Source organism: Ramlibacter sp. WS9 (genome assembly GCF_003797765.1).
Taxonomy (GTDB): domain Bacteria; phylum Pseudomonadota; class Gammaproteobacteria; order Burkholderiales; family Burkholderiaceae_C; genus Ramlibacter.
In genome coordinates this window covers 43,344-56,647 of the sequence record NZ_RKMB01000015.1, presented here as the reverse complement: position 1 = coordinate 56,647, position 13,304 = coordinate 43,344, and the positions used below count along the sequence as shown (strand labels likewise).

The following is a 13,304-nucleotide window of genomic DNA, read 5'->3' as shown; positions in this document are numbered from 1 at the left end:
GCTGATTCTTTTCAACCGCGACAAGAGCGTCGCGAGCCGATTGTGTTGAAGGCGCGTGAATGTGTCGCGATGTTTCAACGTGACTTATTCACCTGTGCCCGGCGGCCAGCAATTGCCGCAACTGGCCCAACAGCCGGTCGGCCGTGACGGCCGTGACGAGATGTTCATCGAAGCTTGCCGCAAGCGCGCGTGACCGGTCGTTGTCGCGCCCGCAACCGGTCAGCGCGACCAGCGAAGACGCGCGGCAACAGCTCCGGTGCGATACCGCAACCCGTGTCTTCCACCGCGACTTCGATCCAACCATTGCGGGTGTGAAGGCGCCCACCAGTTCGTCCCGGTAACGCACGGGCACCGTGATCATGGAACGGAAGTCCAGCTCGCGCAGCGAGCTGCCAGTGCCCTTCGCTGGTAGCCACTTTGCGGTACCAGGCCTCGCCGATGTCCGGGTGCAGTGCCGGCTGGCCGGTGGAGAGCGCGCACAGGTTCATGTCGGCGCGCTCCTGGCGCGCCCACTGGGTCGGGGCGAGCAGGGCCTCGATGTCGGGCGCTTCGTGGGCGGCCAAGGTGCGCCGCACGCCCCCGCCGTGCGTCACGTCGAAAAAACCGAAATCGCCCAGCGCCGGGAGGCACGCGCCGATCGTCTGGCGCAGCGTGTCGTTGAAGTCGGCGGCGGACGCCTACAGTCGGGCTGCCCGGGCCAGAACCTGCCGCTGCACTTCCGGCGCTGCCGCCACGGACGAATTTTGATGAGGCGTCACGGGCGAATTCTGGCTGATTTCGCGAGCCGGCGGGGGTCGAGACCGCCCGGTTGAAAGCGCCGCGGTTGCCAGGAGCGTCGCTGGGGCTATAATGACGGGCTTTGCTGGCAAACCCCCAACGGCCTGATCACCACCTAAGTTGGGGAACCCCGCAGACAACGGCACCCGGGCGCGATCTTCCCTGGTCCCTGAAGTCCGCACAAATTTGGAATTCATTCGCTGATGACGACGATCCGTGTAAAAGAAAACGAGCCCTTCGACGTGGCCCTGCGCCGCTTCAAGCGCACCATTGAAAAGCTGGGCCTGCTGACCGAACTTCGCGCCCGCGAGTTCTACGAAAAGCCCACCGCCGAGCGCAAGCGCAAGAAGGCCGCGGCCGTCAAGCGCCACTACAAGCGCGTGCGCAGCATGCAGCTTCCGAAGAAGCTCTACTAAAACGTTGCCCTCGCGGCACCCGAAAAGCCTGCCTGGGGACGCTCAAGCAGGCTTTTTTAATTCCTTTTCGCATTTCCGGGAGATCCCATGAGCCTCAAAGAACGCATCACCGACGACATGAAGGCCGCCATGCGCGCCAAAGACAGCGAGCGACTGGGCACCATCCGCCTGCTGACAGCGGCCATGAAGCAGAAGGAAGTGGACGAGCGCGTGGAGCTGGACGATGTGGCCGTGATCGGCATCGTCGACAAGATGCTCAAGCAGCGCAAGGACAGCATCGAGGCCTTCGAGAAGGCCGGTCGCCAGGACCTGGCGGACAAGGAGAAGGCCGAGACCGTCGTGCTGCAGGCCTACCTGCCAGCCCGCCTATCGGCCGACGAGGTTGCGGCCGAGGTGAAGGCCATCGTGGCCGAGCTCGGTGAGCAACTTGGCAAAGCCCCCGGCCCCGGCGAAATGGGCAAGGTCATGGGCGCCGTGAAGGCCAAGCTGGCCGGCAAGGCCGACATGGGGCAGGTTTCGGCGGCCGTGAAGTCCGCGCTGGCGGGTTGAACGGATCTTACGATCCCGCCACCTTCATCTTGTCGATCAACACCGACCCGACGGTCTTCGCACCGTAGTTGTAGGTGTCGGCGCCCACAGCCTGGATGCCGGTCAGCATGGACTTCATGTTGCCGGCGATCGTGATCTCTTGCACCGGATAGGCGATTTCGCCCTTCTCCACCCAGAAGCCACTCGCACCGCGCGAATAATCGCCCGTCACGTAGTTCACGCCCTGCCCCATCAGTTCGATGACGAACAGGCCCGTGCCCAGCTTGCGCAGCATGGCCTTCAAGTCGTCGTCCGGCTGCGTCAGGCGCGAGGTGAGCGTGAGATTGTGCGAGCCGCCGGCGTTGCCGGTGGTCTTCATTCCCAGCTTGCGCGCCGAATAGCTGCTGAGGAAGTAACCCTCGACGCGCCCGGCATCCACGACCTTGCGCGCCTTGGTGCGCACGCCTTCTTCGTCGAAAGCCGAACTGCCCTTGCCACGGCGCACCATCGGGTCTTCCAGCACGTCGATGTGCTCCGGGAAGACCGTCTTGCCCAGCGAGTCCAGCAGGAAGCTGCTCTTGCGGTAGAGCGAACCGCCGCTCACGGCTTGCACGAACCCGCCCAGCAGCCCGGCTGCCAGCGGCGACTCGAACAGCACCGGGCATTCGCGCGTGGCGATCTTGCGTGACTTCAGCCGCGACAGTGCGCGTTCCGCGGCGTAGCGGCCCACTTCCTTCGGCCCCGCAAGATCCTGCGCGCTGCGCATCGAGCTGTACCAGGCATCGCGCTGCATCCCGTCGCCTTTGCCGGCGATAGGCGCGACCGAAATCGAGTGGCGCGAGCTGGCGTAGCCGCCACGAAAACCCCGCGAATGCGCGCTGAAGAAGTGGCTCTGCTGGGCTGAGACGCCCGCGCCCTCGCTGTTGGTGATGCGCTTGTCGGTCTTGAAGGCGGCGGCCTCGCATTCCAGCGCCAGCTTGGCGGCTTCTTCGCTGGTGATGGCCCAGGGATGGAACAGGTCCAGATCGGGCTGTTCGTCCGGCCCGGCGATGTCTTGCGCCTCCGGCAGGCCAGCCACGGGGTCTTCCGCGGTGAAGCGGGCGATGTCGTACGCGGCCTGCACGGTCTGCTCGATTGCGGCGCTGGAAAAGTCGGATGTGCTGGCGTTGCCGCGGCGATGGCCGACGTAGACGGTGACGCCGAGCGACTTGTCGCGGTTGCGTTCGACGTTCTCGAGTTCGCCCTTGCGCACCGACACGCTCAGGCCGCAGCCTTCCGACGCCTCGGCGCCCGCATCGGTCGCGCCCAGCTTCCTGGCATGCGCCAGGGCCGCGTCGACCAGTTCTTCGAATACGGCACGGCTGTAGCTGAAACCGGTGGCGGGGCGGGTGGTGTCGTTGTTGTTCATGGCGAAGCTATGATACTTGCCCTACTCCAGCCCCTCATGTCACGCAAACCCAAAAAAGGCTACTTCGTGCGCGGCCAGTTCGTCGCCGAAGGCAGCGAGCTGGATCTCGAGCTCAAGGCTGAGCTCAAAGGCACGACCGAAGCCAGCCGAACCGACCTCAAGCGCGAAAGCACGGAGCTGCAAAAGCTCGGTGAATCGCTGCTGACCCTGCGCGCCGATTTGATGGCGGGCTTGTCCTTGCCCGAAAAACTCATCGACGCCGTTGCCGAAGCCAAGCGCATCACCAACTTTGAAGGCAAGCGCCGCCAGATGCAGTTCATCGGCAAACTGATGCGCGGCCTGGACGAGGAGACGCGCCAGTCCGTGCGCGACGCGCTCGACGAGCAGCGCAAAGGTTCGGCCAGCGACGCGCTCGCCCTGCACCAGGCCGAGCAATGGCGCGACAAGCTGATCGCCAACGAAGATGCGCTGGACCAGTGGATGCGTGAGTACCCGCAGACCGATACGCAGCAGCTGCGGGCGCTGATCCGCCAGGCACGCAAGGACGTGCAGCCCACGCAGGACCAGGTGTCCAAGGGGCTTGTGCCACGGCATGGCCGCGCGTACCGCGAGATCTTCCAGTTGGTGAAGGACCAGCTGACCGGCATCCCCTCGCCGGCCGAAGAGGACGACGGTACCTATGACCACAGAAACGTTTGAGCCGGTCACGATCGGCATCGTCTCGATCAGCGACCGCGCGTCCAGCGGCGTCTACGAAGACAAGGGCCTGCCCGCGCTGAAGGACTGGCTTACTCGCGCGCTGAAGAACCCCATCACCTTCGAAGCCCGTTTGATCCCCGACGAAAGAGAAGGCATCAGCGCCGCGTTGATCGATCTGGTCGATGCCGGCTGTTCGCTCGTGCTCACCACCGGCGGCACGGGCCCGGCGCCGCGCGACGTAACGCCTGAAGCGACGCTGGCGGTGGCGCACAAGGAGATGCCAGGCTTTGGCGAGCAGATGCGGCAGATCAGCCTGCGCTTCGTGCCCACGGCCATCCTGTCGCGGCAATGCGCGGTAGTCCGTGACAAGAGCCTCATCATCAACCTGCCGGGCCAGCCCAAGTCGATCCAGGAGACCCTTGAAGGGCTGAAGGGCACGGGTGGCGAGCAACTGGTGGCCGGCATCTTTGCCGCCGTGCCGTATTGCGTCGATTTGATCGGCGGCCCCTACCTCAAGACGAACGACGAGGTGTGTAAGGCCTTTAGGCCGAAGAGCGCGCAGCGTCCCGCGGGCGTATGACGAGCTACTACCTCTGGCTTCTGGCGTACCTGCCGCTTCTGCTGGTGGTGTTCCTTCTCTTCTGGCGCAACAGGGCCATGAAAAAGCACCAGGACAAGCTGGTGGCGGACCTGCAAGGCAAGCGCTACTGGCGCATCAACCTGTCGCGACCCGCATTCCACCAGCGCTGGTGGCGCGTGATGCCTTTCGAGGCCAAGGGCGTGCTGGTCGACGAGGGCGACAGGCTGCGAATCAGGGGCTTCTGGCTGAAGGACCGCCGTGCGTTCGACTCGCTCTTCGACAAAGGCAGCAGTGCCGTCGAGTGGCTGGGCAACCGCAACCTGCGCGCGGGCAACCTGCATTGGGCGAAGTTGACAACGCCACGGGGCGAAATGAATTTTTGCGCCGACACGGGCATGTACGCGTTGCCCTCGCGCGAGGCACTCGCCGACATTTTCCGCGGCACATTCCCCGCTTACGCCCTGGCCGAGGAGCAGACCAGCGACTTCGCCCTGGAAAAAAGCCCCAGGAGCATCGTCATCGTCGTGCTGTTCTTCGTGCTGCTCTTTTTCAGCTTGATCGACACGTTCGTCGTCACCCGGTTCGAGCTGGCCGACTCGCAACTGGCCCGCATACTGTTCAATCCGCTGGTTTGGGGCGGCGCACTGGCGTGCGCTGGCGTCTGTGACCTGCTGGCCTACCGGTACCTGCTGACCGGGCGGGTGCCCGCGCGCGAGTCGCTGGTGCTAAGCCTCATGTTGTCCGCTGCCTTGCTGGGCGCGGCACTCCCGGCGGCCAAGCGGGTAGACCAAGGGTTGGACGGCAACGGCATCCGGAACTACAGCTATCGGCTGGCCAGCCCCACTCGCCTGGAGCCCGTGGACATGAACCTGGGGCTGCCGACACTGCGTTTTCCACGGGCCATCGACTACTGGGCACAGTTTCGCGTCGGAAGCGAGCATCAGGTGCCCTTCGTGCGTGGCCCGATGGGACTTTGGCAACTAGACCACGGCGAATTCGACAAGCCGCTGATCGCGTTCTACGAAAAGCAGGGCCGCTGACTACTTGCCGACCAGCTGCGTCAGCTTCTCCGCTTCGAAACACTCCTTGAGTGCCGCGTCGTCGGGCACGCAGTCACCGTCCTTGCGGGTGGCCGAGAGCTTCTCGATCGCCTGCCAGAGCAACGCGATCTGGTGGTCCTGCGAAGAAGCGCTGTCGATCAGCCCCTTCATCGCCTGGCTGAGCGGATCGTCTTCGAGCGTGATGCCATACGCCGAGAACTTCGGGTTGCCCGTCACGTCCGCACTGGTGCCCTCTTTCGACGGAATGATGCGCGCGGGGATGCCCACCGCCGTTGCACCCGCAGGTACCGGCTTGATGACCACGGCGTTGCTGCCAATCTTCGCGCCATCGCCCACGACGAAGCCGCCCAGCACCTTGGCACCGGCGCTGACCACCACGTTCTTGCCGAGTGTGGGGTGTCGCTTGGCACCCTTGTAGAGCGAAGTGCCGCCCAGCGTCACGCCCTGGTAGATCGTGCAGCCGTCGCCGATCTCGGCGGTCTCGCCCACCACCACGCCCATGGCGTGGTCGAAGAAGACCCGCTCGCCCAGCACCGCCCCGGGGTGGATCTCGATGCCCGTGAACCACCGCGCGACCATGGAGACGAAGCGGCCCAGCCACTTCAGCCCGTGAGTCCACAGCCAGTGCGACACGCGGTGCATCACCACGGCGTGCAGGCCCGGATAACACGTGATCACCTCCCACGTACTGCGCGCGGCAGGATCGCGGTCGAGGATGCACTGGATATCGGAACGCAGGCGGGTGAACATGTCAGGCCGTTCTGTGGGCTATTTGCTTATGCGTAGCCAGTCTATCGTTTTACACCCGAGGCTGCTTCGGACATGGCTTTGGCAACACCACGCAGGATGTGGATTTCCTCAGGGGTCAGTTGCGCCCGGTTGAAAAGCTGGTTCAGGCGCGGCATCAGCTTCTTGGGCGCGGCGGGGTCGAGGAACCCGATGTCCACCAGCGACCTCTGCCAGTGCGCCAGCATGCCCGCCACCGCCTTCGCGTCAGCCAGTTCGCGTTCGGGCAGGGCCGGCGGGCCGAACCCGCCCAGGGCCGTGCGCCACTCGTAAGCGATCACCTGGATCGCCGCGGCGAGGTTGAGCGAGCCATAGTCCGGCGCCGTGGGAATCGAAAGCGCCGCGTGGCAGCGATACACATCGTCGTTGCTCATGCCGAAGCGCTCGGAGCCGAAGAGGAAGCCGACGCTGTGCGGTGACGAGGCCAGGCCCGCGAAGTGCTCTCGCGGTGCCACCGTGGGGGGGCCGAAGTCGCGCGGCGTCATCGCCGTGGCGCACAGGTAGCTCACGCCCTCCAGCGCTTCGTCGAGCGTTGCGACAATGCGCGCCTTCTCCAGTACGTCGGTGGCACCGCTGGCGCGCTGCAGCGTTTCCTCGCGCGTGAGTACATCGGGCCAGCGCGGCGCCACGAGGACGAGGTCGTCGAACCCCATCACTTTCAGCGCGCGCGCCGCAGCGCCCACGTTACCCGCGTGGCTCGTGTTGATGAGGATGAAACGGGTCTTCACAGGGCTGGAACGGGGGGTCCGGGTAAAATGGGGGTATTGTCGCCGCCCGCATCGCCGGGGCCGGCCAATCAGTTCCTTAATCAGTTGGGGACAGAGCTAAAGATCTGTCCCACAAACACATCTATGACTTCCCCCAACCTGCATCCCATGCTCAATGTGGCCATCAAGGCCGCCCGCGCCGCCGGCGCCATCATCAACCGGGCCGCACTTGACGTCGAGTCGGTGCGCATTTCGCAAAAGCAGGTGAACGACTTCGTCACCGAGGTGGACCACGCCGCAGAGGCCGTGATCATCGAGACGCTGCTCACGGCCTATCCGCACCACGCGATCTGGGCCGAGGAATCGGGCAAGACACATGGTACCCAGGGCTCCGATTTCGTCTGGATCATCGATCCGCTCGACGGCACCACCAATTTCATCCACGGCTTTCCCGTCTACTGCGTCAGCATCGCGCTGGCCGTGAAGGGCAAGGTCGAGCAAGCCTGCATTTACGACCCGAGCCGCAACGACCTCTTCACCGCCACCAAGGGCCGTGGCGCCTACATGAACGAGCGCCGCCTGCGCGTCTCCAAGCGCATCGACCTGCGCCAGTGCCTCATTTCCACCGGCTTCCCGTTCCGCCCGGGCGACAACTTCAACAGCTACCTGAAAATGATGGCCGACGTGATGCAACGCACGGCGGGCCTCCGCCGCCCCGGCGCCGCCGCGCTCGATCTCGCCTATGTGGCGGCCGGCTTCACCGACGGTTTCTTCGAAACCGGTCTGTCGGCCTGGGACGTTGCCGCCGGTTCGCTGCTGGTGCAGGAGGCCGGCGGCCTGATCGGCAATTTCACCGGAGACGCCGACTTCATGGAGCAGCGCGAATGCGTTGCGGGCAACCCCAAGATCTACAGCCAGCTGGTCGGCATCCTCGGCAAGTACAGCAAGTTCGCCAGCGCCGCCGACAAGGCCGCTGTGCGCAAGGCGACGCTGAACCTGGTGTCACCCGACGCCCGTCCGGGTGCGCAGGTCGACGACACGGCCGCCTGATTTCCAGCTGGACCGGGCTTGGGGTGCGGCCTAGAATGGGCTCGAACGCCGGTTCAACTGCCTGGTAGACGGCAGCAGGCGACCGCAACGCACGGACGCCGGACCGGCGCAGGTTCAGGAGGACCTGAGCATGGCCCAAGACATCTCCCTGCGGTTAGCTGCCGTGCCTTCTGCGGCAGGCGCGGCTTCGATCCGGCCCCTGGCGCTGCCCCTCGCGGTTGCGGCTGTCGTGATCGGAGCGGTGGTCTGGGTCGCCATCCTCGCCGCCTACAACCTCGACTACGAACAGGAATCGGCCCGCCTGGAGGCATTGTCGGAACTGCGCGCCACGCAAGCCAGCAGCTGGCTCAGCGAGAAGATGGCGCAGGCCCGGTTCGCCGGCAACAGCCCGCTGGGCGAGATGTTCGTGAAGTGGCGCGACGAAGGCGACAACACCGCGCGCGACCGGTTGCTGGGCCGGCTTTCCAGCTTCCACAAGGCCAGCGGCGGCCACAGCGTGCTGATCCTGGACAACCGCGGCGAGATCGTGGCCAGCGAACCGCTCCAACCGGGCCAGGCTTCGCCGGAGCTGCGGGCCGCGGCGCGGCGGGCTGTCGAAACCAACTTGCCGCAATTCACCGCTTTCCACGGGCATGGCGGCGTGGCGCCCGCTCCACGGGTGGATGTCGTGGCCCCGCTGACGCTCAGCGGCACGCCGGCGCGGGGCCTGGTCGTGCTCAGGCTCGACCCCCGGCTGGTGCTGCTGCCGCTGCTGAGCCAGTGGCCGGTGCCCAGCGCGACGGCCACATCGATCCTGATCCACCGCGACGGTGACGCGCTGGTCGGCCCGCTGGACCGCACGCGTGCCCCCATCTCGTCGCCCAACCTGCTCGCGGCCCGCGTGCTGCGCGGCGAAGTGCCGTTTGGCACCGCGGTGGAAGCCATCGACTTCAAAGGACAGGCGGTGATCGGCGTCGTGCGGCCGGTGCCAGGCACGGACTGGTACCTGGTCGCCAAGATCGACCGCAGCGAGGCCTATGCCGACGCCCGGCGCAGCACTGTATGGATCGCCGTGGCGGGTCTTCTCGCGTTGTTGGCCACCGGCGCGACAGCTCACTGGCGGCGTGAGCGCCAGGCCCTGCGGTTTGCACGCATCGACCAGGCCCAGCAGGAGGCCGACCGCCAGCGCCTGGAGGAACTGGTGGAACACCGCACCGCCGAACTTGCGGCCAAGAACCAGTCGCTGGCACGCGCGGTGGCCGACCTGGAAGCGTTTGGCGCGAGCGTTTCGCACGATCTGCGCGGGCCACTGCGCACGATCAATGGTTTCGCCACCGTGCTCCAGCGCAGCGAGGGCGGCAACCTCTCGCAGGAAGGCCAGCGCAAGCTCGGCCGCATCCTGGCCGGCGCCGCCACCATGGACCGCATGATCGAGGACATCCTGGAATGCTCGCGTGCCGAACGCGTGGAGATGCATTTCCGTACGGTGGATCTGGGCGAACTGGTGCGCGAGCTGCTGGCGGAAATGATGCACGACCACCCTGGCACGCAGGTGGTCGTGGGCGAGCTGCCGGTCGTGCGGGCCGACCCGACCCTGGCACGCCAGGTGCTCGCCAACCTGGTCGGCAACGCGCTGAAGTTCTCTTCGCGCCAGCCGTCTCCACGCATCGAGATCGGCACTTTGACGCCAGGCGGCAACCGCGTCTTCGTGCGCGACAACGGCGTCGGGTTCGAGCCGGGCCAGGCCGAGAAGCTCTTCGCACCCTTCCAGCGCCTGCACGATGACGACAACTTCGTCGGCACGGGCGTGGGCCTGTCGATCGTCAAACGCCTGATCGAGCGGCACGGCGGCACTGTCGAAGCCGAATCGATGCCCGGCGTGCAGACGACGTTCACGTTCGACTTCGGCCCAGCCCACACCGCATGACGACCTTCAACCCGCGGGCTGCACCGCGCGGTACAGCGCGCCCACCAGGTCCGATTGCGTGATGATGCCCACAAGGCGCTTTTCGGCGTCAATGATGGGGATGTGGTGGTGCCCGCCTTGCGAGAACACGGGCACCAGCTCGATCAGGTAACGGTCGGCGCTGGCCACCTGCACGTTCCGCGTCATGATCTGGCCCACCACTTCGGGCCGTTCGGTGTGCGTCAGGCCCAGCCGTTTCACCAGGCCGCGCAGACGCTCGCCGATGCCGTCGTGCTGGTCCAGGTCGGCATGGCGCATGAAATCCGCGACCGTCACGATGCCCGCGATGCGCCGGGCGCGATCGGTCACCGGCAACGCCTTGATGCCGTGCTTGCGCATGAGCGCCCAGGCTTCGTCCAGGGGCGTTCCGAACTGCACCGCGATCGGGTCCGGCGTCATCACGTCGGAGCAGCGCAGGTCGCCCAGCTTGCGCTGGTAGGCCGCGGTCTCCGCGTCATGCAGCAGCGTCTCCAGGTCGTCGCGGCTCACGTCCAGCACCTGGTTGAAATGCGCAAGTGCCGTGTCGAGGTCGGCGGACGTAAAGCGGGTACCGGTGCGCGCCGGCGTTTGCCCCGGTGCCGATTGCACGTGGGGATAGGCGCGCCCCGTGAGCGAGTTGTAGACGATGCCGCCCAGCACCAGCAGGAGCGAATTGGTCAGCACCGGAAACGCCGCGAACTGGAAACCCGATGCCTGCGCCAGCACCACGAACAAGGCTGTCGCGCCGCCCGGCGGGTGCAGGCAGCGCAACGTGAACATCGCCGCGATGGCCAAACCCACAGCTGCGGCCGCAGCCAACTCGGGCTGCGGGATCATCAGGAAGCACGCGATGCCCACCAGCGCGGAAACCGTGTTGCCGCCCACCACCGCCCAAGGCTGCGCCATCGGGCTGCCCGGCACCGCGAAGACGAGCACCGCGCTCGCGCCGATCGGCGCCACCAGCCACGGCGACAGGCCCGCCGCGCCGGCCGCCCAGTGCGAAAGCCCGCCGGCCAGCAGGATGCCGACCGCGGCGCCAGCGATCGCGCGCCAGCGTTCCCGTGCGTCCACGCGCACCGGCGCAGGCCACAGGGCACGAAGCCAGGCGCGCCATGGCGCCACACGGGCCTGCGTTTCAGAAGAAAACAAGGTGTCGGGAGGCGCTGACATGGGCTCCGGTACTGCGTGTGAACCTGGGGCGATTCTGGCAGAGAGCGCCCGCCCTGCTGGATACCGTCCCGACGGATTTGGGCAAAACTGTTTTACATGACCTTATTGATACTCAATTCGCGCGAGGAGTCGTTCAATGACGTCGCTGGCCTCGCGCTGGCGCAGCGCCCTCGCCTCTCGCCGTTCAGGCCCATCGCCTTCGCCCAGCTCAAACTTGGCCACCGCGACCGGACCGTCCTTGCGATAACCCTCGGTCTCTCCCACCTGCGCAAATCGGGCACGCAACAGGTCCATTGCGCTCTTCACAACATCGCTGTGCTTGCCTTCAAGCGCTTGGCGAAATGCCCGCGCCACCGCATCAACACCTCCAGCGGCATGCTCCAGGCAATAGATCAGGTCATGCGCATCCTTGCGCTCGAAACGCTGATCGAACGCGAACGCCTTCAAGCATGAGAAGCTGATCAGGTTGGCATGCCTGATCTTTTCGACAGCGATCCCGTCGCCGCCCAGCAGTTCCGCCTCGATCTCGGTGACCTCATACAGATCGAACACGATCGACGAGTGCGGGATGTTGATGGCCGAGATCGTCCCGTTGGTCGGCAACGGCTGCACCCGACCTCCAGCAATGTCCGGCGCATCCGCCAAAAACTCCAGCACCATGAGCGCCCCATGCTCAGTGCGAGTCTGCCAACGCCAGGAGAGCTTTTGCTGCCTGTCGTTCTCGGCACGCTCGAAGCCCATCTTCTTCAGGTTCTCTTCGAGCGTGTGATAGGCGTCCGTGTTGGCCAGGATCTGCAGATCAATCACGATGTCGACATCCATCGTCCCTGCGTGCGCCGGTACGACAGGAGGCCGAGCCTTCACCAGATAACGTGGTGTGAGCCCGCCGACCAGATAGACCGAGTCCCTCCATGGCCCCAACCCGCGCAGCAGCGTCACGAGGACACGTTCGCAGTCGAGCGTGTACTGGTCGCTGTAGCCGTCGAGCGTTGCGGGCTTGACCGTCAAAATCCGATCCTTTCCCGGCGCAGATGCCCGGCCATCTCCTTGGCGCGACCTTCGCCCCGCAACAGGTCGAGGTAGACCTGCACTGGGCTCGCCAGCCACACGCCATCGACCCGCTCGCGGAACAGCAGTTCCCCCGCAGTTTTCGTCTCGATGACGACAAGGTTCGCCCCCTCGGTGACGACGCGCGCATCGAGTTCTGCCAGCGCGGCCTCGGCGCCCGCTCCCGGCAACAGCCGAGTACGCACCTGCGAAATGCCGGACAGGAATGGTGCATAGCGCTGCGCGGCGGCCTCGTAGCTCACCGCGTAGGCGGCCTGATGCACGTCGAAGACTTGGCCCAGGCGCTGGAGCAAGGCATCAAACTTCAGGCCAGGTACGTAGTGGCGGCGCAGTACCGGCGCAGGCGAGCCAGCGAGCTGCTGGGTCCACGCGTCCAGCAGCTCGCCGGGCTCCCGCAGATGGCGCTCCTTGCCCGGCCCCTGCCCACGGGATTCGAGCCAATCGAAGCGCTCGAGCTCACTCAGCACATCGGAGGCGGTGGACGGCGCGACCTGCGCCCGTTCTGCCACCTCGGTGACGCCGAACCAGTCTTGGTGGTGAACCAACAGCGCGTGCAGCACTTGCGCGCGGCGCCCTGAGAACAATGAGCGCACCGATTTCTCAAGGGTCTTCGGTGGCGGCCTGTCGATGTACACGTAGGCCCCAGGGGCCGGAAGAAACAGACTGCCACCGCTGTCGTAGTAACCAACGCGCTCCGACTTGAGCAAGTCCTTCGCACCCGGCGAAAGGGACTCTGCAACCAGCAGATACTGGACATCGGGTGGATAAGCCTGACGCAGCGCCTTGAATTGCCACAGCACTTGCCGCACGTCCCGCGGATACGCGGTCTTTTTCGCCTCGACCAGCAGGACAATCGGCTTGCCGGCAACGTTAAGATGGATCTGAGCATCCACTTTGTAAGGAACCGCCGGGGCCGCCTCCCGCACGTCCATCTCGGCACGCACGTCCGGCAGCTCCCGGAGTGCATCCAGGAACCGATCGATCAGTACGCGTTCGGCGGTGGTTGATTCAGTCATGGCGCGGCTTATTCCCTGCTCAGCGAATAATATCATTTCGGCGAATATTCGATAAATATCGAACTTTCGCTGTTCAGCGAATCTTCCATATTTGATCGGAATTCAGCAAGACAT

Annotated in this window: 14 protein-coding genes; 7 read left to right on the top strand and 7 right to left on the bottom strand. The window is 65.4% G+C overall.

Features of this window, described 5'->3' with window-relative positions; translation table 11 throughout:
• Positions 1-88: 88 nt before the first annotated feature.
• Entirely contained in the window at positions 89-361 is a 273-nt protein-coding gene (locus EEB15_RS33750) for a hypothetical protein (RefSeq protein ID WP_158290184.1), read from the bottom strand.
• Positions 362-980: 619 nt separating this feature from the next.
• On the opposite strand from EEB15_RS33750, the gene rpsU reads away from it, so the two are divergent.
• Positions 981-1,193, top strand: coding sequence for a 30S ribosomal protein S21 (gene rpsU / locus EEB15_RS20930; RefSeq protein WP_012346814.1), 213 nt, complete (start codon positions 981-983; stop codon positions 1,191-1,193).
• 87 nt (positions 1,194-1,280) lie between these two features.
• Positions 1,281-1,742: a GatB/YqeY domain-containing protein gene (locus EEB15_RS20925; protein ID WP_141511825.1), complete on the top strand. Its 462-nt coding sequence runs from the start codon at positions 1,281-1,283 to the stop codon at positions 1,740-1,742.
• A gap of 7 nt (positions 1,743-1,749) precedes the next feature.
• Here the strand turns inward: EEB15_RS20925 and pmbA are convergent, their stop codons facing one another.
• The gene (gene pmbA, locus EEB15_RS20920) at positions 1,750-3,129 is read right to left on the bottom strand and encodes a metalloprotease PmbA (RefSeq protein ID WP_141511824.1); all 1,380 of its coding nucleotides are present in this window, start codon (positions 3,127-3,129) and stop codon (positions 1,750-1,752) included.
• Between the two features lie 36 nt (positions 3,130-3,165).
• On the opposite strand from pmbA, the gene yjgA reads away from it, so the two are divergent.
• The 3 genes from yjgA to EEB15_RS20905 are packed head-to-tail and all read left to right on the top strand — an operon-like array spanning position 3,166 to position 5,448.
• The gene (yjgA, locus tag EEB15_RS20915) at positions 3,166-3,828 is read left to right on the top strand and encodes a ribosome biogenesis factor YjgA (protein ID WP_141511823.1); all 663 of its coding nucleotides are present in this window, start codon (positions 3,166-3,168) and stop codon (positions 3,826-3,828) included.
• Entirely contained in the window at positions 3,809-4,408 is a 600-nt protein-coding gene (mog, locus tag EEB15_RS20910) for a molybdopterin adenylyltransferase (protein WP_141511822.1), read from the top strand. The genes yjgA and mog overlap by 20 nt, the downstream gene beginning before the upstream one ends.
• Positions 4,405-5,448 (top strand): hypothetical protein, encoded by a 1,044-nt coding sequence (locus EEB15_RS20905; RefSeq protein WP_141511821.1) that lies wholly within the window; start codon positions 4,405-4,407, stop codon positions 5,446-5,448. Before mog ends, EEB15_RS20905 begins: the two co-directional genes overlap by 4 nt.
• On the opposite strand, the gene cysE is transcribed toward EEB15_RS20905, so the two are convergent.
• Positions 5,449-6,219, bottom strand: a complete 771-nt coding sequence (cysE, locus tag EEB15_RS20900) for a serine O-acetyltransferase (RefSeq protein WP_141511820.1) — start codon at positions 6,217-6,219, stop codon at positions 5,449-5,451.
• A gap of 41 nt (positions 6,220-6,260) precedes the next feature.
• Positions 6,261-6,983 carry an RNA methyltransferase gene (locus tag EEB15_RS20895; RefSeq protein ID WP_141511819.1) on the bottom strand — a complete coding sequence of 241 codons (723 nt, stop codon included), beginning with the start codon at positions 6,981-6,983 and terminating at the stop codon, positions 6,261-6,263.
• A 123-nt stretch (positions 6,984-7,106) separates the two neighbouring features.
• Here EEB15_RS20895 and EEB15_RS20890 point away from each other — a divergent pair, with 123 nt between their 5' ends.
• Both EEB15_RS20890 and EEB15_RS20885 read left to right on the top strand, forming a co-directional pair.
• On the top strand, positions 7,107-8,012 hold the full coding sequence (locus EEB15_RS20890) for an inositol monophosphatase family protein (RefSeq protein ID WP_233259563.1): 906 nt from the start codon (positions 7,107-7,109) through the stop codon (positions 8,010-8,012).
• A 130-nt stretch (positions 8,013-8,142) separates the two neighbouring features.
• The gene (locus EEB15_RS20885) at positions 8,143-9,918 is read left to right on the top strand and encodes an ATP-binding protein (RefSeq protein ID WP_141511818.1); all 1,776 of its coding nucleotides are present in this window, start codon (positions 8,143-8,145) and stop codon (positions 9,916-9,918) included.
• A 6-nt stretch (positions 9,919-9,924) separates the two neighbouring features.
• On the opposite strand, the gene EEB15_RS20880 is transcribed toward EEB15_RS20885, so the two are convergent.
• The 3 genes from EEB15_RS20880 to EEB15_RS20870 all read right to left on the bottom strand — a co-directional run bounded on the left by EEB15_RS20880 (position 9,925) and on the right by EEB15_RS20870 (position 13,190).
• Positions 9,925-11,106, bottom strand: a complete 1,182-nt coding sequence (locus tag EEB15_RS20880; RefSeq protein WP_141511817.1) for an HPP family protein — start codon at positions 11,104-11,106, stop codon at positions 9,925-9,927.
• Positions 11,107-11,208: 102 nt separating this feature from the next.
• Positions 11,209-12,114 (bottom strand): antitoxin, encoded by a 906-nt coding sequence (locus EEB15_RS20875; RefSeq protein ID WP_141511816.1) that lies wholly within the window; start codon positions 12,112-12,114, stop codon positions 11,209-11,211.
• Entirely contained in the window at positions 12,111-13,190 is a 1,080-nt protein-coding gene (locus EEB15_RS20870) for a helix-turn-helix domain-containing protein (protein WP_199236586.1), read from the bottom strand. The genes EEB15_RS20875 and EEB15_RS20870 overlap by 4 nt, the downstream gene beginning before the upstream one ends.
• Between the last annotated feature and the right edge of the window lie 114 nt (positions 13,191-13,304).